This window comes from Streptomyces sp. NPDC014894 (assembly GCF_043080985.1).
Classification (GTDB): Bacteria; Actinomycetota; Actinomycetes; order Streptomycetales; family Streptomycetaceae; genus Streptomyces.
On the sequence record NZ_JBIBWD010000005.1, the window covers coordinates 84,378 to 110,041 of the forward strand.

22 protein-coding genes are annotated in these 25,664 nt (G+C 73.1%); 10 read left to right on the plus strand and 12 right to left on the minus strand.

What is annotated here, in order from left to right; translation table 11 throughout:
• Positions 1-67: 67 nt before the first annotated feature.
• Positions 68-496: a DUF5990 family protein gene (locus tag ACF089_RS14070; RefSeq protein WP_392025877.1), complete on the plus strand. Its 429-nt coding sequence runs from the start codon at positions 68-70 to the stop codon at positions 494-496.
• Positions 497-802: 306 nt separating this feature from the next.
• Here the strand turns inward: ACF089_RS14070 and ACF089_RS14075 are convergent, their stop codons facing one another.
• The 3 genes from ACF089_RS14075 to ACF089_RS14085 are packed head-to-tail and all read right to left on the minus strand — an operon-like array spanning position 803 to position 2,546.
• Positions 803-1,465: a DUF305 domain-containing protein gene (locus ACF089_RS14075; RefSeq protein WP_392025879.1), complete on the minus strand. Its 663-nt coding sequence runs from the start codon at positions 1,463-1,465 to the stop codon at positions 803-805.
• A gap of 5 nt (positions 1,466-1,470) precedes the next feature.
• Positions 1,471-2,118, minus strand: coding sequence for a DUF3105 domain-containing protein (locus ACF089_RS14080; protein ID WP_392025881.1), 648 nt, complete (start codon positions 2,116-2,118; stop codon positions 1,471-1,473).
• A gap of 56 nt (positions 2,119-2,174) precedes the next feature.
• Positions 2,175-2,546, minus strand: a complete 372-nt coding sequence (locus ACF089_RS14085) for a hypothetical protein (RefSeq protein WP_392025882.1) — start codon at positions 2,544-2,546, stop codon at positions 2,175-2,177.
• A gap of 246 nt (positions 2,547-2,792) precedes the next feature.
• Here ACF089_RS14085 and ACF089_RS14090 point away from each other — a divergent pair, with 246 nt between their 5' ends.
• Entirely contained in the window at positions 2,793-4,154 is a 1,362-nt protein-coding gene (locus ACF089_RS14090) for a glutamine synthetase family protein (protein ID WP_392025883.1), read from the plus strand.
• Positions 4,155-4,328: 174 nt separating this feature from the next.
• Complete coding sequence (locus ACF089_RS14095; protein ID WP_392025884.1) at positions 4,329-5,234, plus strand: SAM-dependent methyltransferase; 906 nt, start codon at positions 4,329-4,331, stop codon at positions 5,232-5,234.
• 84 nt (positions 5,235-5,318) lie between these two features.
• Here ACF089_RS14095 and ACF089_RS14100 read toward each other — a convergent pair whose 3' ends face one another.
• Complete coding sequence (locus ACF089_RS14100) at positions 5,319-6,197, minus strand: GNAT family N-acetyltransferase (protein WP_392025885.1); 879 nt, start codon at positions 6,195-6,197, stop codon at positions 5,319-5,321.
• Positions 6,198-6,376: 179 nt separating this feature from the next.
• Between ACF089_RS14100 and ACF089_RS14105 the strand changes: the two genes are divergently transcribed.
• Together ACF089_RS14105 and ACF089_RS14110 are read left to right on the plus strand one after the other, a co-directional pair.
• Positions 6,377-6,571 carry an antitoxin gene (locus tag ACF089_RS14105; protein WP_392025887.1) on the plus strand — a complete coding sequence of 65 codons (195 nt, stop codon included), beginning with the start codon at positions 6,377-6,379 and terminating at the stop codon, positions 6,569-6,571.
• Between the two features lie 283 nt (positions 6,572-6,854).
• Positions 6,855-7,955 carry an endonuclease/exonuclease/phosphatase family protein gene (locus ACF089_RS14110; RefSeq protein ID WP_392025888.1) on the plus strand — a complete coding sequence of 367 codons (1,101 nt, stop codon included), beginning with the start codon at positions 6,855-6,857 and terminating at the stop codon, positions 7,953-7,955.
• A gap of 155 nt (positions 7,956-8,110) precedes the next feature.
• Here the strand turns inward: ACF089_RS14110 and ACF089_RS14115 are convergent, their stop codons facing one another.
• Complete coding sequence (locus ACF089_RS14115; protein ID WP_392025889.1) at positions 8,111-8,542, minus strand: VOC family protein; 432 nt, start codon at positions 8,540-8,542, stop codon at positions 8,111-8,113.
• A gap of 21 nt (positions 8,543-8,563) precedes the next feature.
• Complete coding sequence (locus ACF089_RS14120; RefSeq protein WP_392025890.1) at positions 8,564-9,079, minus strand: pyridoxamine 5'-phosphate oxidase family protein; 516 nt, start codon at positions 9,077-9,079, stop codon at positions 8,564-8,566.
• A 329-nt stretch (positions 9,080-9,408) separates the two neighbouring features.
• On the opposite strand from ACF089_RS14120, the gene ACF089_RS14125 reads away from it, so the two are divergent.
• Complete coding sequence (locus tag ACF089_RS14125) at positions 9,409-12,399, plus strand: bifunctional [glutamine synthetase] adenylyltransferase/[glutamine synthetase]-adenylyl-L-tyrosine phosphorylase (protein WP_392025892.1); 2,991 nt, start codon at positions 9,409-9,411, stop codon at positions 12,397-12,399.
• 409 nt (positions 12,400-12,808) lie between these two features.
• On the plus strand, positions 12,809-14,146 hold the full coding sequence (locus tag ACF089_RS14130) for an MFS transporter (RefSeq protein ID WP_392026438.1): 1,338 nt from the start codon (positions 12,809-12,811) through the stop codon (positions 14,144-14,146).
• A gap of 47 nt (positions 14,147-14,193) precedes the next feature.
• On the opposite strand, the gene ACF089_RS14135 is transcribed toward ACF089_RS14130, so the two are convergent.
• Positions 14,194-14,799 (minus strand): TetR/AcrR family transcriptional regulator, encoded by a 606-nt coding sequence (locus ACF089_RS14135; RefSeq protein ID WP_392026440.1) that lies wholly within the window; start codon positions 14,797-14,799, stop codon positions 14,194-14,196.
• A gap of 571 nt (positions 14,800-15,370) precedes the next feature.
• On the opposite strand from ACF089_RS14135, the gene ACF089_RS14140 reads away from it, so the two are divergent.
• The 3 genes from ACF089_RS14140 (at position 15,371) to ACF089_RS14150 (ending at position 19,736) form a co-directional block, all read left to right on the plus strand.
• Entirely contained in the window at positions 15,371-16,939 is a 1,569-nt protein-coding gene (locus tag ACF089_RS14140) for an amidohydrolase (RefSeq protein WP_392025893.1), read from the plus strand.
• 59 nt (positions 16,940-16,998) lie between these two features.
• On the plus strand, positions 16,999-18,294 hold the full coding sequence (locus ACF089_RS14145; RefSeq protein WP_392025895.1) for an acyl-CoA thioesterase/bile acid-CoA:amino acid N-acyltransferase family protein: 1,296 nt from the start codon (positions 16,999-17,001) through the stop codon (positions 18,292-18,294).
• 227 nt (positions 18,295-18,521) lie between these two features.
• The gene (locus tag ACF089_RS14150) at positions 18,522-19,736 is read left to right on the plus strand and encodes a serine hydrolase domain-containing protein (RefSeq protein WP_392025897.1); all 1,215 of its coding nucleotides are present in this window, start codon (positions 18,522-18,524) and stop codon (positions 19,734-19,736) included.
• A 128-nt stretch (positions 19,737-19,864) separates the two neighbouring features.
• On the opposite strand, the gene ACF089_RS14155 is transcribed toward ACF089_RS14150, so the two are convergent.
• The 5 genes from ACF089_RS14155 to ACF089_RS14175 all read right to left on the minus strand — a co-directional run bounded on the left by ACF089_RS14155 (position 19,865) and on the right by ACF089_RS14175 (position 25,572).
• A complete protein-coding gene (locus tag ACF089_RS14155; RefSeq protein ID WP_392025899.1) occupies positions 19,865-20,782 on the minus strand; it encodes a phosphatase PAP2 family protein in 918 nt (305 codons plus the stop codon).
• 130 nt (positions 20,783-20,912) lie between these two features.
• On the minus strand, positions 20,913-22,007 hold the full coding sequence (locus ACF089_RS14160; protein WP_392025900.1) for a LacI family DNA-binding transcriptional regulator: 1,095 nt from the start codon (positions 22,005-22,007) through the stop codon (positions 20,913-20,915).
• Between the two features lies 1 nt (position 22,008).
• On the minus strand, positions 22,009-23,610 hold the full coding sequence (locus ACF089_RS14165) for a glycoside hydrolase family 13 protein (RefSeq protein WP_392025902.1): 1,602 nt from the start codon (positions 23,608-23,610) through the stop codon (positions 22,009-22,011).
• Positions 23,611-23,752: 142 nt separating this feature from the next.
• Positions 23,753-24,634 carry a sugar ABC transporter permease gene (locus tag ACF089_RS14170; protein WP_392025903.1) on the minus strand — a complete coding sequence of 294 codons (882 nt, stop codon included), beginning with the start codon at positions 24,632-24,634 and terminating at the stop codon, positions 23,753-23,755.
• Positions 24,631-25,572: a carbohydrate ABC transporter permease gene (locus tag ACF089_RS14175; RefSeq protein WP_392025904.1), complete on the minus strand. Its 942-nt coding sequence runs from the start codon at positions 25,570-25,572 to the stop codon at positions 24,631-24,633. Before ACF089_RS14175 ends, ACF089_RS14170 begins: the two co-directional genes overlap by 4 nt.
• Positions 25,573-25,664 lie beyond the last annotated feature (92 nt).

A 25,664-nucleotide genomic window follows, 5' to 3' on the forward strand; every position in this document is an offset into this window, starting at 1 on the left:
TCGTCGGACGGCCCGAACGGAGTAGCGAGCCGTGTAGGCCAAACGGGTGAAAAGGGGCGGTGGCGGTATGGCGGAACTGGTACTGAGGATCACCGGGCGGGAGCTGCCGGGGACCGACTGCGGCGAGTTCACGGACATCCACGTGGGCGTCCAGCGGGGCCGCGAGCCCGATCAGCTGGTCCGGGCGGACGCGGCCGAGGCGCTCTTCGAGATCCCGGTCGAGACCTTCGCCGCCGCCGACGGCACGACCGACTTCCGAGGGCCGTACGTCCAGGGGCGGCGCGGTACGCGCTTCGTCTACCTCACCTGGGGCGAGCTGCCGCCCGGCGGCGAGTTCGCCATGTTCCGGCGCGCCAAGCTCTTCCTCGCGGATCTGCCCGCCGCGGCCGTCGCCTCCGGCGGCCCCGTCACGACCACCCTCGGCCTCACCGACCCCGACGGCATGCCCCTCTGCGCCGCCCTCCGCCCACCCGCCCTCCACTGGTCCCACCCCTGACCTGCCGCCTTCTCCCGGCCCGCGGATGCCCGTCGGCCGGGGCCTCGGCGCACAGCCCGCGGGCTCGCGTCCCCCGTCCCGTCGGCCCGCGTCCCCCGCGCCCCGGGCCCCCCGCGCCCCGGGCCCCCGCTCGGGCCGTACGCGGGCCTCGGCCCCTGGGGACCCGCGCCCGAGCCGATCGCTGCCCCCCGGGGGGGGGCGTAGGCCCGGCCCCCCGGGCACGGCCCGCGCCCGAGCCGCCCGCCGCCCGGCCCCCGGGGCCGTAGCCCCGGACCGGGCGGCGGGCGCGGGCGGATCAGGTGCGGGTCAGGTGCGGACCTGGGCGCCGCGCTTGCGCAGGAGATCCACCATCAGCTCGACCTCGGAGCGCTGCGCGTCCACCATCCCCCGGGCGAGCTCCCGCTCCGGCCCGACCGTGCAGAGCCGTACACAGCCCTCGGCCATGTCGACCCCGCCGTTGTGGTGGACGATCATCAGCTGGAGATACTCGATCTCCGCCTTCTCCCCGCTCAGCCGGCCCAGCCGGGCCAGCTGATCGGCGGTCGCCATGCCGGGCATCAGCGAGCCCTCCCCGGCCTTCGCCATGGAGTGCCCGGCGTGCGGATCCTTCCCGTCCCCGGCCATCCACGCCATCGGCTCGGCGTCCGGGGCGACCTTCGGCAGCCCCCACAGATCCAGCCAGCCCAGCATCATGCCGCGCTGATTGGCCTGGGTGTTGGCGATGTCGTACGCCAGCCGGCGCACCTCCTCGTCGTCCGTGCGGTCACGGACGACGAACGACATCTCCACCGCCTGCTGATGGTGGACGGACATGTCCCGGGCGAACCCGGCGTCCGCCGACTCCGCCGTCGGGGCGTCCGCCCGCCCCGCGCCGCCGTCCCCGTCGCCCGCCGAAGCCAGCGTCGCCCCGCCCGCGAAGAGCAGCGCGAGCGCCACCGCCGTGGCGGACGCCCAGTGCGTACGCGTCATCCCCATCACGTGCCGCTGACGCCGTTGGTGCAGGCCGCGCCCGGCTCCGGGGTCTGCGGACCCTGGATGTACTTCTCGAAGAACTGGGTGACCCGCTTGTCGCTCGCGTCGTCCACGCTGACCTGCTTGCCCCACGCGGTGAGCATGATCGGATCAGCCTGGTCCTTCACCGGGCTGATCATCGTGTACGAGGTGTCCTTGACCCGCTCCTCAAGCTTCTTCACCTCGGCCTCGGGGGCCTTGTCGTTGTACGACACCCACACCGCGCCGTGCTCCAGCGAGTGCACGGCGTTCTCGTTCGGGATGGCCTGCTTGTAGACATTGCGGTCGCAGTTCATCCACGCCTGGTGGTGGTCGCCGCCGACCGGCGGCTTCTGCGGATAGCTCACCGCCTTGTCGACGTGATTGCGGCCCAGCTTCTTCGGGTCCCAGGACTTCTCGGCGGTGATCGGCTCCTTCGCCAGCGCGACCCGCTTGTCCTCCTTGTCGGACTGCTTGTCGATCACATAGACGCCGAAGCCGACGAGCCCCGCCACCACCACGCCGCTGACGGCGATGGTGATGATCCGGTTGCGGCGCTCGCGGGCCTGCTCGGCGCGGCGCAGGGCCTCTATTCGGGCGCGGCGGTCGTCGGTGTTCTTACGGGAAGCCATGAGGTGTCGTCCTTCGTCGAAGAGTGGGGGATCAAACGGGGTGGGGCGGAGCGTCCTTAAGTCCGCAGCACCTGAAGGACATGCAGATCGGGGGCGCGGGGCTGCGCCGGGGTGCGGAGAGCCACCCCGGGACCGGCCGCCGGGTCGGGGCGCGGCAGACGCTCCTCGACGGTGTCGGGGGCGTCCGGCGGCGGGGTGGTGAGCACGGCGGCGACGGTCTTCGGGAGCAGCCCGCAGGAGCCGTCGTCGAACGGGCAGGAGTACGAGGGCACCAGCTGCGCCGAGGGGGCCAGCGTGACCAGCCGGCCGTGGTGCTCGGCGGGCGGGCCGAGGCAGATGAAGAGTGCGCCGAGGAACGTCGCCACGGCGCTCAGCAGCGCCGTGGGACGCCCGGTGCGGGCTCTCGGCCCGAGCGGCGAACCCCCCATGTGCGCAGATCGTAGCGAGCGGAGCCGCCGCGCACCTCATACGGGGGCGGACGAGGGCCCGGGACCGGGCCCGGGGACGCCTTTTCGCCGCCCCGGAGCGGCCTCCCGGGGAGCCGGGACCTCCGGGGTCGTCTCCCCGGGAGCCCTGACCCACAATGGGCTCAGCCCGGGTTCGCAATGTGCCTGAAACCCATGGATGGGATGCTCAGGGAAGCAGGCGGCTTGACCAGCAAGGATTGGGTGGAAATGGATAAGCAGCAGGAATTTGTGCTCCGCACGCTTGAGGAGCGCGACATCCGGTTCGTGCGCCTGTGGTTCACCGATGTGCTCGGCTTCCTGAAGTCGGTCGCGGTGGCCCCCGCCGAGCTGGAGCAGGCCTTCGACGAGGGCATCGGCTTCGACGGCTCGGCCATCGAGGGCTTCGCCCGCGTCTACGAGTCCGACATGATCGCCAAGCCGGACCCGGGCACTTTCCAGATCCTTCCCTGGCGCGCCGAGGCCCCCGGCACCGCGCGCATGTTCTGCGACATCCTGATGCCGGACGGATCGCCCTCCTTCGCGGACCCGCGCTATGTCCTCAAGCGGATGCTGGCCAAGACCTCCGACCTGGGCTTCACCTTCTACACCCACCCCGAGATCGAGTTCTTCCTGCTGAAGGACAAGCCGCTCGACGGCAGCCGCCCGGTCCCCGCCGACAATTCCGGATACTTCGACCACACCCCGCAGAACGTCGGCATGGACTTCCGCCGGCAGGCGATCACCATGCTCGAATCGATGGGCATCTCGGTGGAGTTCAGCCACCACGAGGGCGCGCCGGGCCAGCAGGAGATCGATCTGCGGTACGCGGACGCGCTCTCCACCGCCGACAACATCATGACCTTCCGCCTGGTCATGAAGCAGGTCGCGCTGGAGCAGGGCGTCCAGGCCACCTTCATGCCGAAGCCGTTCAGCGAGTACCCGGGCTCCGGAATGCACACCCATCTCTCCCTCTTCGAGGGCGACCGCAACGCGTTCTACGAGTCGGGGGCCGAGTACCAGCTCTCCAAGGTCGGCCGCTCCTTCATTGCGGGCCTCCTCAGGCACGCGGCGGAGATCTCGGCCGTCACCAATCAGTGGGTCAACTCCTACAAGCGCATCTGGGGCGGCTCGGCCCGCAGCGCGGGCGCGGGCGGCGAGGCCCCCTCGTACATCTGCTGGGGCCACAACAACCGCTCGGCCCTCATCCGCGTGCCCATGTACAAGCCGGGCAAGACCGGCTCCTCCCGGGTCGAGGTCCGCTCCATCGACTCCGGAGCCAATCCGTATCTGACGTACGCGGTACTGCTCGCGGCCGGGCTCAAGGGCATCGAGGAGGGGTACGAGCTGCCCGCCGGCGCGGACGACGACGTCTGGGCGCTCTCCGACGCCGAGCGCCGGGCCATGGGCATCGAGCCGCTGCCGCAGAACCTGGGCGAGGCGATCGCGCTCATGGAGCGCAGCGAGCTGGTGGCCGAGACCCTCGGCGAGCACGTCTTCGACTTCTTCCTGAGGAACAAGAAGCAGGAGTGGGAGGAGTACCGCTCCGAGGTCACCGCCTTCGAACTCCGCAAGAATCTGCCGGTGCTGTGACCCGGGGCCGGGCCCGGGTCACAGCGGCGCCGCCGCCCCCGGGTCCGGATGCCGACGGGGAGGTCAACTCGCCTTATCACCAAGGGAGTTGACGACATCAGCCCTTCTGTGCACGGGCCCGCCCGGGGCTAGAGTGATCGTGAATTCTCGACGATCACCCCTGGGACGGTCTCCATGAGCGGCGATTCCCGTGTCCACTCCTCCGCCGAGCCGAGCCGCACCGTCGACACCTCCAAGGCGCACCCCGCCCGGGTCTACGACGTCTTCCTCGGCGGCAAGGACAACTACCCGGTCGACCGCGAGGCGGCCAAGGCGGCGCTCGCCGCCAATCCGCGCGGCTATCTGGACGTCCGGCACAACCGGGACTTCATGCGGCGCGCGGTCACCGAGCTGACCGCCAAGGCCGGATTACGCCAGTTCCTCGACATCGGCACCGGGCTGCCCACCCGGGAGAACGTCCACCAGATCGCCCAGCGCATCGCCCCCGACTCCCGGGTGGTCTACGCCGACAACGACCCGGTGGTCCTCGCCCACGCCCGCGCCCTGCTCACCACCGGGCCCCAGGGCCGGACCGACTACCTCCACGCCGATCTGCGCGACCCCGGGGCGATTCTGAGCGGGGCGGCCAGGACCCTGGACTTCGGCCGGCCCGTCGCGCTGGTGCTCGCCGCCGTACTGCACTTCGTGGAGGACGACGAGGCGTCCGCCGCGGTCGCCCGGCTCGTCGGAGCGCTTCCCTCCGGCAGCGCCCTGGTCCTGAGCCATCTCACCGAGGACCTCAACCCGGCCCCGATCCGCAGGGTGGCCGAGACCTTCCGCCGGCGCGGGTTCTCCTTCGTGCTCCGCACCCGCGACGAGATCACGGGCTTCGCGGGGGCCCACGGCCTCGACATCGTCGAGCCCGGCGTGGTGCCGGTGCACCGCTGGCGTCCGGACCACGCCGACGACACCGCGCGGGCCCAGGCGGAACCGGCCTATGTCCAGGGCCTGGAGGACATCGACCGGACCAAGTACCTCTCCATCGCGGACGCGACGGACGCCGACATCAACATCTACGGTCTGGTGGCCCTGAAGCCCTGAAGCCCTGAAGCCCTGAAGCCCTGAAGCCCTGAAGCCCTGAAGCCCGGGCCCTGAGGCCGGGCTCCCGCGCTGCCGCGCCCGCCGTCAGGAGTCCGGTTCGGCGATCAGCGCCGTGGCCGTCCGCCGGAACCCCAGCCGGGCGTAGAGCCGCGCCACGTCCTCGTCCCCGGCCGCGAGGAACACCGTCTCCGCCCCGCCCGCCCGCGCGTCCGCCGCCAGCGCCGCCGTGACCGCGAGCCCGAGGCCCCGCCGCCGCGCGGCCGGCAGGGTGCCCACGCCGACGATCTCGCTCACCGTCCCCACCGGCTGATGCTGCCCGGCGCAGAGCGCCCGGCCGTCCTCCACCGCCGCCGCGATCCGGGTCAGCCCCCGCCGTACGCGCTCCGCCGTCCGCTCCACGCTCCCGTCGCCGGCCCGTTCCCGTACCAGCCGGTCCAGCTCGGCGACCCCGGGCGCGCCGTCCGCGCCCGCCGGGCCGCCGGGTGCGGCGAACGCCAGATGCGGTACGGCCAGCGCGCTGCCGAGCAGCGGATCGTCCGGCCCGAGCATCCGTACCACCGCTCCGCCGACGTGCGCCGGGGCCGAGCCCGGGGCCGAGTCCGGCTCCGGGGCCGTGGCGCGGCCGGGCTCCGAGGCCCGGGGGTCCAGCACCATCACGGGGTGCTCATGGACCGTGAGCCCCGACTCCTCGGCGGCGGCCCGCAGCGCGGGGGCGGTCTCGGCCATCCACTCGAAACTCTCCGGTACGCCCAGCTCCCGCTGCCGGGCCCGGACCCGGTCCACATCGGCGGCGGTCACCTGCCCCGGGCCGCCGAGCGCCGGGCGGGCGTAGAAGGGCCAGTCGGGGCCCTCGCGGTGGAAAAGGGTCAGCGGGCCGAAGTCCTCGGCCCGCGCGGAGGAGCGGGGGACCGCGTCGTAGTACCGCTCCAGCCGCTCCAGCAGCGTGGGATTCACAGATATCACGGGGTGTATCCAAGCAGCGGCCCGCCGCCGGGGGCAGCCCCCGCCCCCGGCGGTCCGTCGTACGGACTCCGTCGTACGGACCCCGGCCGCCCCCGGCCCGGTTCGCTCCCGGGATGCGGAGCGCGGGGTGTGCGGTGACCCTGGAGAGGCGGGGGGAACCGCGCTGAAGGGATGACCCCATGTCCGTGATGGACAAGTTGAAGCGGATGCTGAAGGGCCATGAGGCCCAGGCCGACAAGGGTGTGGACAAGGCGGGCGACGCCTTCGACTCCAAGACCCAGGGCAAGTACAGCGGCCATGTCGACACGGGGCAGCAGAAGCTCAAGGACCAGTACGGCACGGGCCGCAAGGACCAGCCGCCGCCCCAGACCTGACCCGCCCCGACCCGACTCGACCAGAGCTGATCCGACCAGGTCCGACCCGACCCGACTCGACCAGAGCTGACCCGAGCTGATCCGACCAGGTCCGACCCGACCCGTATCCGGTACGACCCGGCTCACCCCGGCACGGACCCGCCCGGGGGCCGGGGGCGCGCCCCCGGCCCTCGTTGGACAGACTTTGTCGGCGACCGGAGAATTGAGGTGTCGGCGGGTCGTGACTCGGCGGCGCCTCCCCTCCGTCGGCCGCGCAGAACCGCGCCGCGTGAGGAGGCGCGCCATGACCGTCCGGATCGCCACGTTCAACGCCGAGAACCTCTTCCGGAGACCTCGGGTGTTCGCCCTGCCCGGCGCGGCCGAACGCCGCAGGACGCTGGAGGACTTCGCGGCCCTCGTCGCCCTCCTCGACCACGCCGTCTACACGGCCGCCGACAAGAAGCGCATCGCCGCGCTGCTGGAGAAGTACGACGTCCCGAGCGCGCAGTCGAAGACGCGACCGATCCTGGTCAACGAGACCAAGGGCGGCGCGAAGCTCTACAAGGTCAGGAAGGGCGGCGCCGTCGAGATCGTCGCCGAGGGCCGGACCGGCTGGGTGGGCTGGGCCGAACTCGTCCGCGACGACGTCGACCAGGAGGCCGTCCACAACACCGCCCGGGTGATCGCCGAGATCGACGCCGACATCCTGCTCACCGTCGAGGTGGAGGACCGGCTCACCCTGCACCGCTTCAACGCCCAGGTGCTGGCCGCGCAGGGCGCGGGCCGCTATCCGTTCAATCTGCTCATCGACGGGAACGACAGCCGGGGCATCGACGTCGGGCTCTTCAGCCGGCTCCCCGTCACCGCCCTGCGGTCGCACATCTTCGACGTCGACCCCGCCCGTCCGCTCTTCAGCCGGGACTGCGCGGAGTTCGAGATCCAGCTCCCGGACGGCGAGCCGCTGTGGCTGCTGGGCAACCACTTCAAGAGCAAGGGGTACGGAAAGCCCGCCGAGAGCGCCGAGAAGCGCAGGCTCCAGGCCCAGCGGGTGCGGCAGATCTACACCGCCGCCCTGAAGCGCTCCTCGCGCGTCGTGGTCGCCGGAGACCTCAACGACACCCCGGACAGCGAGCCGATCGGCCTGCTGCTCCGCGCCCGGATGAAGGACGTCATGAGCCACCGCGGCTACACCGGCGCTCCCGGCACCTACGGCACGGGCCAGTCGGTGAAGCAGAAGATCGACTATCTGCTGCTCTCGCCCGAGCTGTGGAAGCGGGTCGAGACGGTGGACGTGGAGCGGCGCGGCGTCTGGGCGCCCAACACCTTCCCGTCCTTCGACACCGTCACCTCCAAGGCCAACCAGGCCTCCGACCACGGCGCGCTCTACGCGGACCTGACGGTGTGACCGTACGCGCGACGGCGCGACGCGGCCGGACCCGGCGGTGCGACCGTACGCGACGGCACGACGTGACCGGACCCGGCGGACCGTCACCGGACCCGGCGGACGGGGGAGGCGGGGCGGTACGGCCCGCCTCCCCCGTCCGCACCGGCCGGACGCCGTCAGCGCTCGGACAGCGGCGACGGAGCCTCCTGCACCGACCAGCCGTTGCCGTCGGGGTCCTCGAAGAACAGGAAGGAGTTCCACTCGCCGCCCGGACCCTCCTCCCAGCCCGTCGGACCGACGTGCTGGATCTCGCTCACCTCCACCGAGCGCCCGACCAGCGCGGCGCGCGCCGCCGCGAGGTCCGTGACGCACAGCTGAAGGCCGCGCAGCGAGCCCGGAGCCGTCGGCGACTGCCCCGGACGCTCGGGAAACCCGCTGAGCAGGGCTATCGAACAGCGCGAGCCGGGCGGGGTCAGCTGAATGACCCGGACGCCCGGCGCGACCTCCTGGTCCAGATCGAGCCGGAATCCGCAGCCCTCGGCGTAGAACGTCTTCGACCGGTCCGGATCGGCCACCGGCACGGTGACGACCTCAAGTGTCATTTCCATGGGAAACCCCTTCGGTGAGCACTACTCACGGGTGAATCGCCAGCGCGTCTGACCGTACGGATTCTTGGCGAATCCGAAGACCGTGACCGGCTCCACCCGGAACACCTCGGCGGGCCCGCCGTCGCCGACGAACACGCCGTCCTCGACGGTGAAGATCCAGTCCTCGCCGTACTTGGCGAGGTACGCGGCGGCCAGCGCCCGCAGCCGCTCCTCGTCCGTCAGCCGGACCGCCTCGCCCTCCACCACCAGATCGTGGCCCTCGCTCAGACTGTCGGTCCCGGTGGTGAGCACCACCTGGGGATTGGCCCGCAGATTGACGGCCTTGCGCTCCTCGGTCCCGGTGCAGAAGTGCAGCGCCCCGTCCAGCCAGACGGCGATCAGCGGGGTGACGTGCGGGCGGCCGTCGGGGCGTACCGTCGAGAGCCAGAAGATCTCGGCGGCGGTCAGCCGCCGTACGGCCTCCGACCAGTCCGTGGCGGTGGCCCGCACTTCGCTGTAGCGGGAGTCCAGGGTGGTGGTCGGTGTGATGTCGGACATAGGCGGTGCCTTTCCGGGCAGAAAACGTCGTCGTGCTGCTGACCGCCGGGACGGCCGGTACTCATCGGTCGGCGGACGATCATTTCCATCGGCGGTTCCTCCCTGCGACTAGTCTCGATTCCACCGGCCTTGATCGCAGGGCGGAACAGGGACCCGGGCGGCGCGCCGAGCGGATCGGCACGACGCGGATCGGCACGACGCGGCACAGCACGGCCGGCGCGGTACGGCACAGCAGGACACAGCACGGCACAGCACCACACGGCCGGCACAGCAGGACTCAGCAGGACGCAGGACACAGCACCACACAGCACGACGAGGAGACGGCGGCAATGACGGCGGCACCGGGGCGCAGAAGCAGTACCTTCACCCGGCTGGTCCGGTACGGCTTCACCGACCCGGGGGCCGCACAGGGCCTCCTCGACCTCCCCGCGATGGCGTCCGTCCACGACGACCCCGTCCTCCTCGACGCGCTCGGCGCGGCCGCCGATCCCGATCTCGCGCTCGGCGGCCTGACCCGGCTCGTGGAGGCGCAGTCAGAGGAGGAACGGCGCGCCCTCCTCGACACCCTCATCACCGCCAAACCCCTCCGCGACCGGCTCCTCGGCGTCCTCGGGGCCTCCGAGGCCCTCGGCGACCACCTCGCCCGGCACCCCGGCGACTGGCGGACCCTCGTCACCTGGGAGGCGTCGGATCTCCACCCCGGCGTCGAGGAGTTCGAGCACTGCCTCGCCGACGCCGACGACCCCGTGTCGCTGCGGATCGCCTACCGGCGCTGTCTGCTCGCCATCGCGGCCCGCGACGTCTGCGGCACCACCGACGTCGCCGAGGCCGCCGCCGAACTCGCCGACCTCGCCACCGCGACGCTGCGCGCCGCCCTCGCCATCGCCCGCACCGCCGCGCCCGAGGACGCGGCGCTGTGCCGCCTCGCCGTCATCGCGCTGGGCAAGTGCGGCGGCCACGAACTGAACTACGTCTCCGACGTGGACGTCGTCTTCGTCGCCGAACCGGCCGGCGGGGCCGAGGAGAACCCGGCGATCCAGGCCGCGACCCGGCTCGCCTCCCATCTGATGCGGATCTGCTCCGAAACCACCGTCGAGGGCACCATCTGGCCGGTGGACGCCAATCTGCGGCCCGAGGGGCGCAACGGCCCGCTGGTGCGCACCCTCTCCAGCCATCTCGCCTACTACCAGCGCTGGGCCAAGACCTGGGAGTTCCAGGCCCTGCTGAAGGCGCGGCCCGTCGCCGGGGACCCGGCCCTCGGCCAGGAGTACGTCGACGCCGTCTCCCCGCTGGTGTGGCAGGCCGCCGAGCGCGAGAACTTCGTCCCCGACGTACAGAAGATGCGCCGCCGCGTCATCGACAACATCCCGCCCTCCGAGATCGAGCGGGAACTGAAACTGGGCCCCGGCGGGCTGCGGGACGTCGAATTCGCCGTCCAGCTCCTCCAGCTCGTCCACGGCCGCAGCGATCCCGCCCTGCGCAGCGGCAGCACGCTCAACGCGCTCCAGGCGCTCGCCGCCGGCGGCTATGTCGGCCGGGCCGACGCGGGCCAGCTGGACGACGCGTACCGCTTTCTGCGCGCCATGGAGCACCGCATCCAGCTCTACCGGCTGCGCCGCACCCATCTCGTCCCCGAGGACCCGGCCGATCTGCGGCGGCTCGGGCGCTCCCTCGGACTGCGCATGGACCCCGTCTTCGAGCTGAACCGCGAATGGCGGCGGCACGCCTCCGTCGTCCGCCGGCTGCACGAGAAGCTCTTCTACCGGCCGCTGCTGGACGCCGTCGCCCAGCTCACGCCCGGCGAGACCCGGCTCTCCACCCACGCCGCCCGCGCGCGGCTCGAAGCGCTCGGCTACGCCGACCCGGCCGCCGCCCTGCGCCATCTGGAGGCGCTGGCCTCCGGCGTCAGCCGCAAGGCCGCCATCCAGCGGACGCTGCTGCCGGTGCTGCTGGGCTGGTTCGCCGACTCCGCCGACCCGGACGCCGGACTCCTCGGCTTCCGCAAGGTGTCGGACGCGCTCGGCAAGACGCCCTGGTATCTGCGGCTGCTCCGCGACGAGGGCGCGGCCGCCGAAAATCTCGCCCGGGTGCTGTCGGCGGGCCGGCTCGCCCCCGATCTGCTGCTGCGGGCCCCGGAGGCCGTCGCCATCCTCGGCGACCCCGGCGGGCTGAAACCGCGCACCCGCGAACACCTGGAGCCGGAGGTGCTGGCCGCGGTCGGCCGGCAGAGCAGCGCCGAGACCGCGGTCGCGGTGGCCCGGGGCGTACGCCGGAGGGAGCTGTTCCGGACCGCGGCGGCCGATCTCATCGGCTCGTACGGCACCGAGGAGAGCCCGGCCGAGGCCGATATCGGGGCCCTGGCGGACCGGGTCGGCAACGCGGTCACCGATCTCAACGCGGCGACGATCGCGGGCGCGCTGCGGGCCGCCGTACGCGAACAGTGGGGCGACGAGCTGCCGACCCGGTTCGCCGTCATCGGCATGGGCCGCTTCGGCGGGCACGAGCTGGCGTACGGATCCGACGCGGACGTCCTCTTCGTGCACCAGCCGCGCGAGGGCGTGGACGAGCAGGAGGCCGGGCGGGCGGCGAACGCCGTCGTCACCGAGATGCGGCGGCTGCTCCAGCTGCCCACCGCCGACCCGCCGCTGCTCATCGACGCGGATCTGCGGCCCGAGGGCAAGAGCGGCCCCCTGGTCCGGACGCTCGCCTCGTACGGGGCCTACTACCGGCGCTGGTCGCTGGGGTGGGAGAGCCAGGCGCTGCTGCGGGCCGAACCGATGGCGGGCGACCGGGAGCTGGGGGCCGCCTTCATCGAACTGATCGACCCGCTGCGCTATCCGGCGGAGGGCCTCGGCGAGGACGCGGTGCGCGAGATCCGCCGGCTCAAGGCCAGGATGGAGTCCGAGCGGCTGCCGCGCGGCGCGGATCCGACCCTCCACACCAAGCTGGGCCGGGGCGGGCTCAGCGACGTCGAGTGGACGGTCCAGCTGATCCAGATGCGCCACGCCTGGGCCGAGCCCGGTCTGCGCACCACCCGGACCCGCCGCGCCCTCGCCGCCGCCCACCGGGCCGGGCTGATCGCCACCGAGGACGCCCAGATCCTCGACGAGGCCTGGGTGCTCGCCTCCCGGGTCCGCAACGGCGTGATGCTGGTACGCGGCCGGGCCGGCGACACCTTCCCCTCCGACGGCCGTGAACTCGCCGCCCTCGGCCGCTATCTCGGCTACGGGCCCGGCCATCTCGGCGACATGCTCGACGACTACCGCCGCACCACCCGCCGCGCCCGCGCCGTGATGGAGGCCCTCTTCTACGACGCCTGAGGGCGGCCCCGGCCTCGTACGTCCCGGTCCTCGGGTCCCGTACGTCCCGGTCCTCCGGTCCTCGGGTCCCCTTCGCTCCTCCGGGTACGGGTCCGGGGCGACGCCCGCCGTTCCCGCGGGAGGCCGCCGCCGTACGTCCGACGCCGTGCCCGACGACCGTGCGCGGCGACCGTGCGCGGCGGCGGCCCCTGGCCCGGCGGGCGGCGGTCCGTCCGGGGCGCGGGAAACCCGGGGCGCGGGAAATCCGGTGGCACCCGGGCGCGCGGCGCGCATAGCTTGTGCGCTCGTGACCGATGATCCGACAGGACCGCCCGTCCCGCCCGGCCCCGGCCCTACGGAGCCCGCCGCGCCGACGCCGGCGGTCGCCGACGAGCGGGCGGCGAAGACGTCGGACGGCGGCGGCGACGGTCTGTTCTCCGGGACGTACGCCGCCGCCACCTCCAGCTTCGCCGCCGTGATGTTCCTGACCGGACTCGCCGCGCTCGCCGTGATCCCCACCCTGCCGACGGCCGCCCGCGACCTGGACGGGGTGGCGCTCTTCCCGCTGGTCGCGGGGGCCTTCGTGGCCGCGAGCCTGCTCGGCGGGGTGCTGGGCGGGCACTGGGCGGACCGCGGCGGCGCGCGCCGACCGCTGGCGGCGGGCATGGCGCTGGCCGTGGTCACCCTGCTGGTCTCGGGGGCCGCCACCTCCGTCTGGCAGCTGGCCGCCGGGCGGTTCCTGGACGGACTGGCCGCCGGAATGGTCGCGGTGGCGGTCAACACCGCCATCGGACAGGTCTACCCCGACCGGCTGCGCCCCCGCGCGCTCGCCCTGATGAGCACCTGCTGGATCGTTCCCTCACTGATCGGCCCGCCGCTGGCCGGGCTGGTCGTCTCCTGGTGGTCCTGGCGCGAGATGTTCTTCGGCCTGGCCGCGCTCACCGCCGTGCCCGCGCTCGTCGTCGCGGCCCGGCTGCGCGGCGGCGACCGGTCCGCCCCTCCCGCGCCGCCCGCCGACCGGCAGCCGCGCCCGCCGCTGCTGATCGCGGCGGCGGTGAGCCTCGGCGCGGCGCTGGCGCAGTACGGCGTCTCGGGCTGGGACGGCCGCCATCTGCTCTTCGCCGTGGGCGGGTTCGCCGTGCTGGTCGTGTTCGTGCCCCGGCTGCTCCCGCCGGGCACCTGGCGGGCGGCCCGAGGTCTGCCGGTCACCGTGCTGCTGCGGGGCCTGGCGTCCGGGGTGTTCTTCAGCCTGGAGGCCCTGGTCCCGCTGATGCTCGTCACCGGCCGCGATGTGTCGCCCCCGGCGATCGGACTGGCCTTCACCGGGGCCGCCGTCGCCTGGGCCGCCGCCTCCTGGGCGCAGGGCCGGATGGAGCGCTGCCCCCGCCACCGGCTGGTCGTGGCCGGTTCGCTGCTGATGGCCGCGGCGGTCGTGACCGCCGCCGTCGGCACGCTCCCCTCGATGCCCGCGCCCGTCGCCGGCTCGTCCATGGTCGTCGCGGCGCTCGGCATGGGGCTGCTCGCCCCGGCGCTCACCGTGCTCTCGCTCGCGCACAGCCCGGCCGAGCGGCTGGGGCACGCCAGCAGCGCGATGCAGACCAGCCAGAACCTGGGCCAGATCGCCGTCCTCGGACTCTCCTCGGCCCTGTTCAACGCCTTCGTCGGCAGCGGCGCGGCCGACTCCTCCGGATACGCCGCCGCCTTCCTGCTGCTGCTCGTGCCGTGCGCGCTGCCCGCGCTGCTCGCCGCCCGGGCCCGGCGCGACTGAGCCCGGCGCGCGTCCCGACCCCGCCCGGCGGTGCAGGCGCGGCGCGCCTATCCGATCAGTGTCCGGAAACGGTCCAGACACGCACCCAGCGCCAGCTCGAAGGCCGCGTCCGCGCGCTCGCGCGGGGCCGCCGCCAGCGCCCGCGCCAGCCCCGGGGTCGCCGAGCCGCCGTCCGCGGGCTCCCACATCGACTCCGGGGCGGCCAGATCCAGCGCCGAGCCCAGGACCAGATTCTCCAGCGCGGTGATCACCACCAGCACGTCCCGCTCGGCGAACCCCGCGCCGAGCAGCACCCCCACGGCCGCCTCGTACTGCTCCAGCACACGCGGCGCGCGCACCGGCGAGGCCGTCAGCAGCGGGATCGCCCTGGGGTGCGCGGCGAAGGCCGCCCGATAGGACCGGGCCCAGGCGGCCATCGCCTCGTCCCAGGGCCGGGCGCCGAGCGCCGAGGCGTCGATCGCCTCGCAGATCCGCTCGCGCATCAGCTCCACGACGCCGTCCCGGCCGTTCACGTGGTGATACAGCGACGCGGTCCGGACGCCGAGGCTCCGGGCGATCCCCGGAACGCTGAACTCGCCCTCCTCGTCCACGATCCGCAGGGCCGCCGAGGTGATGCGCTGCCGGTCGATGAGTGGTGTGCGCGGCCGTCCCATGGTGCGTTCTCTTCCCGTCACGTCTTCCCTGTCGCGTCTGCCGGAGGTTACATTGCCAAAACCGAAAGCCTTTAGGTTTAGCGCCGCCGCCGCCGGGCGGCGCCGCCATGCCGTCCGCGACCGCGAGGGGGTGTTCCCGCCCATGACCGCGACCTCCCGGCCCCCCGGGCCCCACCCGAATCCCCCGCGCCCGCCCGCCTCCCACGCCTCGCACCCCGCCCGGCCCGGACCACGGCCCGCCCGGATCCGGCTCCGTCGACCGACTCCGGCCACGCCCCCCGACGCGCCCCGCCTCCCGCGCCCGGACCCCGTATCCCGTACGCGGCCCCCTTCCCGGCCCGCCCGGCCCGGACCACGGCCCGTCCCTGCCCGGTGCTCCCCGCCCGTGTCCGCCCGCCTCCGCCCGCCTCCGCCGACATCCCCGCCGACCGCGTCCCCGGCCCGCCCCGCATCCCGCGCCCGTACGCGACCCGTACCCCCTCCCCGTCCCCGTCCCCGACGGGCCCCCGGCCCGATTCCCCGGCCCGATTCCCCGGCCCGCGAGGGCCGATCCTCACGACAGGAGCCTCCCGTGCCCGCAGCCGACCTCGTACTGACCGGCGCCCAGGTCCGCACCCTCGACCCGGACCGGCCCCTGGCCACGGCCGTCGCCGTCAAGGACGGGCTGGTCGCCGCCGTCGGGGACGCGGCGGACGTCCGGGAGTGGCGCGGGCCCGGCACCGAGACGGTCGACCTGGCGGGGGCCGCGCTCACCCCCGGCTGGACCGACGCCCACACCCACCCCGTCTGGGGCCTGGAACTCACCGCCGGGACCGATCTCTCCGCCGTCACCGACCTGGCGGGACTCCGCGCCGCGCTCCGCGCCGCCGACCGCGCCGACGGCTGGATCCTGGCCCACGGACTCGACCACAACGCCTTCGAGGGCCGCCCGCCCCACCACTCCCTCATCGAGGAGGCCGTCGGCGGCGCGCCCGCGTATCTCCGGCTCTACGACGGCCACTCGGCGCTCGTCAGCCGTGCCGCGCTGCGCCGCGCGGGCATCGAAGGACCCCGCTCCTTCGACCAGCGCGCCAGGATCGTCTGCGACGCGGCCGGACGCCCCACCGGCCATCTCATCGAGCACGCCGCGATGGAGCCGGTCTCCGCCGTGCTGCCGCGCGCCCCGTACGCGGCCCGCGCCGCCCGGCTGGCTGAACTGCTCACCGCGATGGCCGCCACCGGAATCGCCTCGGCGCACGTCATGGACCTCGGCGACGACGCCACGCGCCTGCTCGCCGCCGTCGAGGCCGAGCGCGACCTCCCCGTGCGGCTGCGCCTCGCGCCCTGGTGCATGCCGGGGGCCGGGGCGGACGAACTCGACGCCCTCGTCGCCCTCCAGCGCGAGCGCGGACGCGCCTGGCGCGTCGGCGGGGTGAAGTTCTTCATGGACGGCACCGTCGAGGGCGGTACGGCCTGGCTGGAGCGCCCCGACTGCCACGGCGAGGGCGCCGACGCCTTCTGGCCGGACCCGAAGGCGTACAGCGAGGCGGTGCGGACGCTCCACGCCGCCGGGGTGGCGACCGCGACCCACGCCATCGGCGACGCGGCGGTACGCCATGTCCTGGACACCGTGGAGAGCCTCGGGCCCGGCGGCCCCCGGCACCGGATCGAGCACATCGAGACCGTCCCCGACAGCCAGCTGCCGCGCTTCGCCCGGCTCGGCGTCGCCGCCTCCATGCAGCCCCCGCACGCCGACTTCACCCGCGCCGACCACGGCGACGAGTGGTCGAAGCGGCTCGGCGCCGAACGGGCCTCGCGCGCCTGGCGGCTGCGCGACCTCCGGGACGCGGGCGCGGTGCTGGCGCTGGGCTCCGACTGGCCGATCGCCCCCTTCGACGCCCGCCGGGTGCTCGCCCGGGCCCGCGTCCCGCGCGGCGCGGCCGCCGGATCGGGGCTGACCGGCCTGGCCGCCCTGGAGGGCGTCACCTCCCACGCGGCCCTGGCGGCGGGGGAGCGGGACGTCGCGGGCCGGATCGCCCCCGGCTTCCGCGCCGATCTGACGGCCCTCGCGATCGACCCGGTGACGGCCGCGCCCGACGAACTGGCCGAGGCCCCGGTGGTGCTCACGGTGACGGCGGGCAGGGTGGTGCACCGGGCCTGATCAGGGCGATTACGTGATCGGCTCTTTCTCCCCCGGCCCCTCTGCCGCAGAATCCCACCATGGGAAACAGGGGGCCCAAGGGGCTGGTGGGACTGCTGGCGATCGCTCTGCTGGCGACGGGCTGTTCGTCCGGGAACGGCAATGGCAATGGCAACGGGAGCGGCAGCGGGGCCGAGGGCGACGGCGGCGGCAGCGCGGTCATCGAGGTCGACCGACCGACCGCGCTCGTGGACGAGTCGATCCGGATCCGCGTCACCGGGCTGCGCGCGGGTGAGAAGGTCACGGTCGGCTCCGAGTCCGACGACGTCAACGGCACATGGAGAGGGAAGGCCGCGTTCACGGCGGACCCGAAGGGCGTCGTCGACCTCACCGAGGCCCAGCCGGCCTCGGGCACCTATCGGACCGTCGACGGGATGGGGCTCTTCTGGTCCATGGCGCCGCCGCCCGGCGCCGACGCGGCCAAGAGGTCGTTCGAGCTGAGCCACCCGGACAAGCAGCGCTCGTACACCGTGCGCCTCACGGTCGCCTCGGACCGGGGGACCGTCGCCGAGCGCGAGGTCACCCGGGTCCGGATGGCCGACGGCGTCCGCTCGCGCGCTCTCTTCGCCGGCCGGGACAAGGTCTCCGGACGGATCTACGAGCCGCCCGAGGGCGCTCCGGAGCGAGCGCCGGTCCTGATCTTCGGCGGCTCCGAGGGCGGCGGCTTCAGCACCCGGGCCGACGCCGCCCTCCTCGCCTCCCGGGGCCACCCCACGCTCTCCCTCTGCTACTTCGGCTGCGACGGGCTCCCGGAGCGGCTGGCGAACATCCCGCTGGAGTACTTCGCCGCCGCCGCCCGGCTGGCGGCGGAGCAGCCCTGGGCGAAGCCCGGCGGGGTGGTGGCCATCGGGACCTCCCGGGGCACCGAACCGGCCCAACTGCTGGCCCAGCACTACCCGGACCTGGTCCGCGACGTGGTGCTGTACGCCCCGAGCGACCGGATCGAGGGCGGCTTCCCCGAGTACGGGAAGCCCGCCTGGACCCGGGGCGGCAAGCCCCTCGTCACGAAGTCCCTCATCCCCTACGACCGGGTGCGCGGCACGGTCCTCGCGATAGCCGGGGGCGACGACACCCTCTGGGACACCCGTGAGTTCTCGAAGTCCATCGCCGCCCGCCGGGACACCCGAGAGCCCCACCGCGCCCTCATCCACGACGAAGCGGGCCACGCCGTCGGCTCCTATCCGCACATGCCCCGGTCCACCTTCACCTGGGCCGACGACCTCCAGGACTTCTACTCCCTGGGCGGCGCCCGCCCGGCCGACGCCCGCGCCCGCGCCGAGACCTGGCCCGAGGTGCTCACCCTCCTCGGCCGCTGACCGGCCCGGCCGGCCACCGCCCCCGGAATCGACCCCGGGGGCGCTCGCGGCCGCGCCGGCGACCCGGTCACTTCAGGCCAAGGGTCGTACGTCTCTCAACCACCGCAGGGCTGCACAGGGTCATCACGGGTGACTCCGGCGCACCCCCGCGGCACAGCGGGCGGGGGCGCGCCGGGAGCGCGCGCGGCGACCGCGGTGCGCGCGGCGGACGATTCGAGGAGGACGGGATGTCAGCAGGTCGAGCAGGTCGAGCAGGGCGAATAGGTCGCACGGGTGTGGTGGGGCTGGTCGCGGCGGCGGTGGCCGTCACCGCGTTCACCGTCCCGGCACAGGCCCGGACCGAGTCCGGCGGCACGGCCGGCGAGGAGCGCGAGGCGACCCAGCGGGCGCTGGACGCCCTGGTGAAGGCGGGAATGCCCGGTGTCACCGCCGGGGTGCGGGACAAGGACGGGTTCTGGCAGGGCACCGCCGGGGTCCGCGATCTGAACACCGGCGCCCCGCGCGGGGCGAACGACCGGTTCCGGATCGGCAGCGTCACCAAGACGTTCGTGTCGACGGTGCTTCTCCAGATGGAGGCCGAGGGCAGACTCAGCCTCGACGACTCGGTGGAGAAGTGGCTGCCCGGCGTCGTCCGGGGCAACGGCAACGACGGCCGCCGGATCACCGTACGCCAGCTGCTCAACCACTCCAGCGGGCTCTTCAACTACACCAGCGACCCGGAGTTCGCCCGGAAGAACCTGACCGCGCCGGGCTTCCTCACCCACCGCTACGACACCCACGCGCCGCTGGACCTGGTGAAGGTCGGCCTGGCGCACCGGCCCGACTTCGCGCCCGGGACCCGCCACTCGTACTCCAACACCGGCTACATCCTGGCCGGGCTGATCATCGAGAAGATCAGCGGGAAGACCTATGAGAGCGAGGTCCGCGAGCGGATCCTCCAACCGCTCGGACTGCGCTCCACCAGCCTCCCCGAGAACGATCCGCGGCTGCCGAGGCCCAGCGCGCGGAACTACTCGGGCCTGGGCGACCAGTCCGCGACCGAGCTGTACGACGTCACCGCGCACAACATGTCCTGGGGCTGGGCCGCCGGGGACATGATCTCCACCACCAAGGATCTGAACCGCTTCCTCAGCTCCCTGATGCGCGGCAAGCTCTTCCCGAAGAAGCAGCTCAACGCGATGAAGACGACGATCCCCACCCCGGACGACCAGCTCTACTCCGGCTACGGCCTGGGCATCTACACCGTCCGCAACAGCTGTGACGCCACCCTGTGGAGCCACAGCGGGGGCACCCCGGGCGCCGTCACCGAGGCCGTCACCACCGGCGACGGCCGGCACACGGTCGCCTACAACGTCAGCAGCGAGGGCATGGGAGGCGTCGTCGACGCCGAATTCTGCCAGGACCCCGCCCCGGCGCCCCGGACCGCCGTCCCGCTCCTCTGACCCGAGGGGAGCGTCCCGCTCCTCCGGCCCGGGAGCGCGTCCCGCGCCGCCGATTCCGGGGAGCCCCGTCCGCCCCCGCCTCCGCCGTCGGCGGGGGCGGACGCCCGGCGAGATCCGGAGGGAAGCCCCTACGCCTCGGCCGGCCGCAGTCCCCGCCGCCGGGTCTCCCGCTCGGGGATCCTCGGCAGCTGATGGGGCAGGGCCGCGTACCAGGCGTAGGAGACCGCGAAGCCGAAGCCGAGGCAGATGATCCCGCCGACCGCGTCGAGCCAGAAGTGATTGGCGGTGGCCACGATGACCACCAGCGTCGCCGCCGGGTAGAGCAGCCCCAGCACCTTGGCCCACGGGGTGGAGGCCACCGCGAAGATGATCAGTCCGCACCAGAGGGACCAGCCGATGTGCATCGAGGGCATGGCGGCGTACTGGTTCGACATGTTCTTCAGATCGCCCGAGGCCATCGAGCCCCAGGTCTCGTGGACCAGGACCGTGTCGATGAAATTCTGCCCGTTCATCAGCCGAGGCGGCGCGAGCGGATACAGATAGTAACCGACCAGGGCCACGCCTGTAGTGGCGAAGAGCACCAGACGGCCCGCCGCGTAGCGGCCCGGGTGCCATCGGTAGAGCCAGACCAGCACACCGATGGTCACGATGAAGTGCAGCGTCGCGTAGTAGTAGTTCATCGAGACGACCAGCCATGTCACCGAATTGACCGCGTGATTGACCGACTGCTCGAACGCGAGGCCCATCGACTTCTCGACGTCCCAGATCCAGTCCGCGTTCCGCAGCGCCTGGGCCTTCTGCTCGGGCACCGCGTTGCGGATCAGCGAGTACGTCCAGTAGCTGACCGCGATCAGCAGGATCTCGAACCAGATCCGCGGACGGCGCGGGGAGCGCAGCTCCTTGAACCGGGCGAATCGGGTGGATCCCCCGGACGCCCCGCCGGACTCCCGGCGCGCCGCGTGCGCGGCTCCGGCGTCCTCGTCCACCATGGGTGACGGGTTGGCGGCCGTTCGGCCTTCCATAGTCTTCACGGTCGTTTCACCCATGGGACGAGAGTCTGCCAGATGCGCGCCCACCCACTGATCATCCCTCGGTCTGGTTCACGTCGCACCCGCTCCATCTTACGGAGGACCCGTCCCCCTCCTGGACAGGAGGGAGACCGGCCGGGGAGCCCGCTCAGGAACGCGGGCCCGCGCCGGGGCCCGAGGCCGTCGAGCCGCGCACCACCAGCTCGGGCATGAACACGAACTCGCCGTACGTCGGGGCCGCCGACCCGTTCGAACCCGTAGGGGCCGGATCGCCCTGGATCTCCTCCAGCAGGGTCCGCACCGCGGCCTGGCCCATCGCCGGGACCGGCTTGCGGACCGTGGTCAGCGGGGGATCGGTGAAGGCGATCAGCGGGGAGTCGTCGAACCCCACCACCGAGATGTCGTCCGGGACCTCCAGACCGCGCTGCCGCGCCGCCCGGACCGCCCCCAGCGCCATCATGTCGCTGGCGCACACCACCGCCGTGCAGCCCCGGTCCATCAGCGCGGAAGCCGCGGCCTGGCCGCCCTCCAGGGTGTACAGCGAGTGCTGGATCAGCTCCGCCTCGATCACGGCGGGCGCCAGACCCAGCTGGTCCCCGACCACCTGGACGAAGCCCTCGATCTTGCGCAGCACGGGCACGAAGCGGCGCGGGCCGAGCGCCAGACCGATCCGGGTGTGGCCGAGCGAGACCAGATGCGTCACCGCCAGCTTCATCGCCGCCCGGTCGTCCGGCGAGATGAAGGGCGCGCTCACCTTCGGCGAGAAGCCGTCGACCAGCACATAGGGCACGCCCTGGGCGCGCAGCTGGTCGTAGCGCCGCATGTCGGCCGTGGTGTCCGCGTGCAGCCCGGAGACGAAGATGATCCCCGACACCCCCCGGTCCACCAGCATCTCGGTCAGCTCGTCCTCCGTGGACCCGCCCGGGGTCTGGGTGGCGAGCACGGGGGTGTAGCCCTGGCGGGTCAGCGCCTGTCCGATGACCTGCGCCAGGGCGGGGAAGATCGGGTTCTCCAGCTCCGGTGTGATCAGTCCGACCAGGCCCGCGCTGCGCCGGCGCAGCCGTACCGGACGCTCGTAGCCGAGGACGTCGAGTGCGGCGAGGACGGCCTCACGGGTGGTCGCGGCGACTCCGGGCTTCCCGTTGAGGACGCGGCTCACCGTCGCTTCGCTGACCCCCGCCTGGGCCGCTATGTCTGCCAGTCGTGCGGGTGCGGTCACAGGGGTGGACTGTACCGGGCGCATCTCAGACTGCCCACCAGACACAGGTCTCGCCCGGCAGCCGGACGTCTCCGCCGCTGAACTCCAGCGCCGCCGAGGAGAGCAGCGGACGGCCCGGGACGGGCAGCACGGCCTCGGTCGCCAGGGTGTTCAGGGTGCAGACCAGTCCCGGCCGGCCGAGGGCGAGCACCCCGGCGGGGGCCTCGATCCACTCCATGCCGCCGTCGCCGAGGCCCGGCAGCTCCTTGCGGAGGGCGATCGCCGAGCGGTACAGCTCCAGCGTGGAGCGCGGGTCGCCGCTCTGTGCCTCGGCGGAGAGCCCCCGCCAGGAGTCGGGCTGCGGCAGCCAGCTGCCGCCGGGGCCGAAGCCGTACGGAGCGGCCGTCCCCGACCACGGCAGCGGCACCCGGCAGCCGTCGCGCAGGCCGTCCTGGCCGTCGCCGCGGAAGAACGCCGGGTCCTGGCGGACGGCGTCGGGCAGCTCCTCGACCTCGGGAAGGCCCAGCTCCTCGCCCTGGTAGACATAGGCGGAGCCCGGCAGGGCCAGGGTCAGCATCGCCGCCGCGCGGGCCCGGCGCAGCCCGCGCTCCCCGCCGCCGTACCGGGTGGTGTGGCGGACGACGTCGTGGTTGGAGAGCACCCAGGTGGTGGGCGCGCCCACCGACGCGGTGGCCGCCAGGGACTCGTCGATGACGCGGCGCATCGCGGCCGCGTCCCAGTCGCAGGTCAGGAACTGGAAGTTGAACGCCTGGTGCAGTTCGTCGGGGCGGACGTAGAGGGCGAGCCGCTCGGAGGTGGGGGCCCAGGCCTCGGCGACGCCGATGCGCTCGCCCCCGTACCCGTCGAGGAGGGTCCGCCAGGAGCGGTGGATCTCGTGGACCCCGTCCTGGTCGAAGAAGGGCAGCACCTGCGCGCCGATCAGCTTGGCCTGCTCGCTCAGGCCGATGTCGGGCAGGCCCTCGGCCTTGACCATGCCGTGGGCGACGTCGACGCGGAAGCCGTCGACGCCCATGTCGAGCCAGAACCGCAGGATCGACTCGAACTCCTCGCGCACCGCCGGCCGGTCCCAGTTCAGGTCCGGCTGCTCGGGCGCGAACAGGTGCAGATACCAGTCCCCGGACCCGGTGCGGCTCCACGCAGGTCCGCCGAAGACGGACTCCCAGTCGTTCGGCGGCAGTTCGCCGTGCTCGCCCCGGCCCGGGCGGAAGTGGTACAGCTCCCGCTCGGGGCCCCCGGCGAGCGCGGCCTTGAACCAGGCGTGCTGGTCGGAGGTGTGGTTGGGCACGATGTCGACGATGACGCGCAGCCCCAGCCGGTGCGCCTCGCGGATCAGGTCGGCGGCGTCGGCGAGACTGCCGAAGAGCGGGTCCACGGAGCGGTAGTCGGCCACGTCGTAGCCGCCGTCGGCCTGCGGGGAGGCGTAGAAGGGGGTGAGCCAGACGGCGTCCACGCCCAGGCCGGCGAGGTGGGGCAGCCGCTCGCGGGCGCCGCGCAGATCGCCGACGCCGTCGCCGTCGCTGTCGGCGAAGGAGCGCACGTACACCTGGTAGATGACGGCGTCCCGCCACCAGCCCGCCGAGGGCGCGGCGGACTGGTCGTGGACGGTGGGAGCGAGCTCCTGGGTCATGTACGTTCCCTTGTAGGTCGTCAAGTACGGGGTCGTGCGGGTGTGGAGGGCTTCTCGGCCGTACGGGGTGTCCCGGCGGGCGCTTGGTCAACGCGGTTCGGCGGCCTCCGGATACGTGGGCGCGCGGGGCGCGCCCGGAGCGTCAGCCCTTGGTGCCGCCGGCCGTGAGCCCGGCGACGAGGTGTTTCTGCGCGAAGAAGAAGAGCAGCCCGGCCGGGATCATGATCAGCACCGAGGACGCGGTCAGCAGTCCCCATTCCGCGCGGTGCGGGCCGACGAAGGTCTGGAGTCCGACCGCGAGGGTGTACTTGGTCTCGCTGCTCATGAACTGGGTCGCGAAGGCCACCTCGCCCCAGGCGGTGAGGAAGGTGTAGAACGCGGTCACCGCCAGTCCCGGCCGGGCCAGCGGCACGATCAGCCGCCAGAAGGTGCCGAAGGGGGTGAGTCCGTCGACCCGTCCCGACTCGTCGATCTCGACGGGGATGGTGTCGAAGTACCCCTTCAGCATCCAGGCGCAGAACGGCACGGAGACCGAGCAGTACGTGATGATCAGCCCGCCGTAGCTGTCGAGCAGGCCCAGCGTGCCCAGGATGTTGTAGAGCGGCACGATCAGCACGGCCACCGGGAACATCTGGCAGACCAGGAAGGTCCACATCAGCGACCGGTGGCCGGGGAAGCGCATCCGGGAGATCGCGTATCCGGCGCTGGCCGAGATGAGCACGCCGACCGCCATGGTGCCGGCGGCGATGAGGACCGAGTTGAGCATCCAGGTCAGGAATTCGGTGTCGCCCAGCACATGGCGGTAGTTGGAGAGCGTGAAGCCCTCCATCTCCATCGGGTGCGTCCAGCCGTTCTCGCCCCGGAGCGAGACGAGGAGGATGAAGACGATGGGGAAGAGCGCGATGACGGTGGCGACGACGAGCGTGGTGTGCAGCGCGACGGACGCTCCCCGGGACCGCTCGTCCCTGCCGCGCGCTCTGCTCGCGGGCCGGCCGCCGGCGGCCGCCTTGTCCACGGTGGTCACTTGGCGGCCTCCTGGCGCTTGAGCATGCCTCGGTAGAAGACGGAGAAGACCAGGAGCAGCGAGAGGATCACGATTCCGTACGAGGCGGAGCCCGCGTAGTCCCGTACGCCCTGGAAGGCGAGGCGGTAGGCGTACGTCACGAGGATCTCGCTCTCGGTGCCGCCGGCCTGTCCGATCACCAGATAGATGATCGGGAACATGTTGAAGGTCCAGATGGTGCCCAGCAGCACGATGGTGGAGCTGATCGGCCGCAGGCCGGGCATCGTCACATTCCAGAACCGCTGCCGGGGCGTGGCCCCGTCCATCTCGGCGGCCTCGTGCAGCTCGCGGGGGATGGACTGGAGGCCGCCGAGGATGGCGACCATCATGAACGGGACGCCGAGCCAGGTGTTCACGGCGATGACCGACAGCTTCTGGACGAAGGGGTCGCCGAGCCAGTCGACGGGCCCCATGCCGATCTTGCCGAGCAGTTCGTTGAAGACGCCGTTGTGGGTGTTGTACATCAGCTTCCAGGCGAACGCGGCGACGAACGCCGGGACCGCCCAGGGCAGGATCAGCAGCACCCGGTAGAGGGAGCGGCCGCGCATCCGCCGGTTGAGCAGCAGCGCCAGCCCGAGGCCGATGGTGTAGTGCAGGAAGACGCAGCTCGCCGTCCACACCACGGTCCACATCAGCCGCGGATAGAACGAGCCCTCCTGGCCGGAGAGGATGTTCCAGTAGTTGTCGAGGCCGACGAAGCGGTAGGTCGCGGGGACGGAGAAGTCCCCGATCGTCCGGCCGATGTTGGCCTCGTTGGCGTCGGTGAAGGAGAGATAGACGCCCCGGCCCAGCGGATAGCCGACGAGGACGGCGAGGACGACCACCACGGGCAGGACCATGGCCCACGCGTACCAGTGGGTGGCGAAGGACCGTCTGGTCCTGACTATGAGGGTGCTCATCTCTCTCCGATGGCCGAGGTGCGCGGGGGCGGTGGAAGGACGGGGGCGGGCGGCCGCCGCGCCCCGCCCGCCGGGGGGACGGGCGGGGCCGC

Coding starts and splice junctions, on each gene's coding strand:
- ACF089_RS14075 (WP_392025879.1), bottom strand. CDS start 1,465: ATGACGCGTACGCACTGGGCGTCCGCCACGGCGGTGGCGCTCGCGCTG.
- ACF089_RS14090 (WP_392025883.1), top strand. CDS start 2,793: ATGGATAAGCAGCAGGAATTTGTGCTCCGCACGCTTGAGGAGCGCGAC.
- ACF089_RS14145 (WP_392025895.1), top strand. CDS start 16,999: ATGGGAAACAGGGGGCCCAAGGGGCTGGTGGGACTGCTGGCGATCGCT.
- ACF089_RS14155 (WP_392025899.1), bottom strand. CDS start 20,782: ATGGGTGAAACGACCGTGAAGACTATGGAAGGCCGAACGGCCGCCAAC.
- ACF089_RS14175 (WP_392025904.1), bottom strand. CDS start 25,572: ATGAGCACCCTCATAGTCAGGACCAGACGGTCCTTCGCCACCCACTGG.
- ACF089_RS14135 (WP_392026440.1), bottom strand. CDS start 14,799: ATGGGACGGCCGCGCACACCACTCATCGACCGGCAGCGCATCACCTCG.
- ACF089_RS14080 (WP_392025881.1), bottom strand. CDS start 2,118: ATGGCTTCCCGTAAGAACACCGACGACCGCCGCGCCCGAATAGAGGCC.
- ACF089_RS14110 (WP_392025888.1), top strand. CDS start 6,855: ATGACCGTCCGGATCGCCACGTTCAACGCCGAGAACCTCTTCCGGAGA.
- ACF089_RS14095 (WP_392025884.1), top strand. CDS start 4,329: ATGAGCGGCGATTCCCGTGTCCACTCCTCCGCCGAGCCGAGCCGCACC.
- ACF089_RS14070 (WP_392025877.1), top strand. CDS start 68: ATGGCGGAACTGGTACTGAGGATCACCGGGCGGGAGCTGCCGGGGACC.
- ACF089_RS14085 (WP_392025882.1), bottom strand. CDS start 2,546: ATGGGGGGTTCGCCGCTCGGGCCGAGAGCCCGCACCGGGCGTCCCACG.
- ACF089_RS14105 (WP_392025887.1), top strand. CDS start 6,377: ATGTCCGTGATGGACAAGTTGAAGCGGATGCTGAAGGGCCATGAGGCC.
- ACF089_RS14160 (WP_392025900.1), bottom strand. CDS start 22,007: ATGCGCCCGGTACAGTCCACCCCTGTGACCGCACCCGCACGACTGGCA.
- ACF089_RS14150 (WP_392025897.1), top strand. CDS start 18,522: ATGTCAGCAGGTCGAGCAGGTCGAGCAGGGCGAATAGGTCGCACGGGT.
- ACF089_RS14125 (WP_392025892.1), top strand. CDS start 9,409: ATGACGGCGGCACCGGGGCGCAGAAGCAGTACCTTCACCCGGCTGGTC.
- ACF089_RS14115 (WP_392025889.1), bottom strand. CDS start 8,542: ATGGAAATGACACTTGAGGTCGTCACCGTGCCGGTGGCCGATCCGGAC.
- ACF089_RS14120 (WP_392025890.1), bottom strand. CDS start 9,079: ATGTCCGACATCACACCGACCACCACCCTGGACTCCCGCTACAGCGAA.
- ACF089_RS14165 (WP_392025902.1), bottom strand. CDS start 23,610: ATGACCCAGGAGCTCGCTCCCACCGTCCACGACCAGTCCGCCGCGCCC.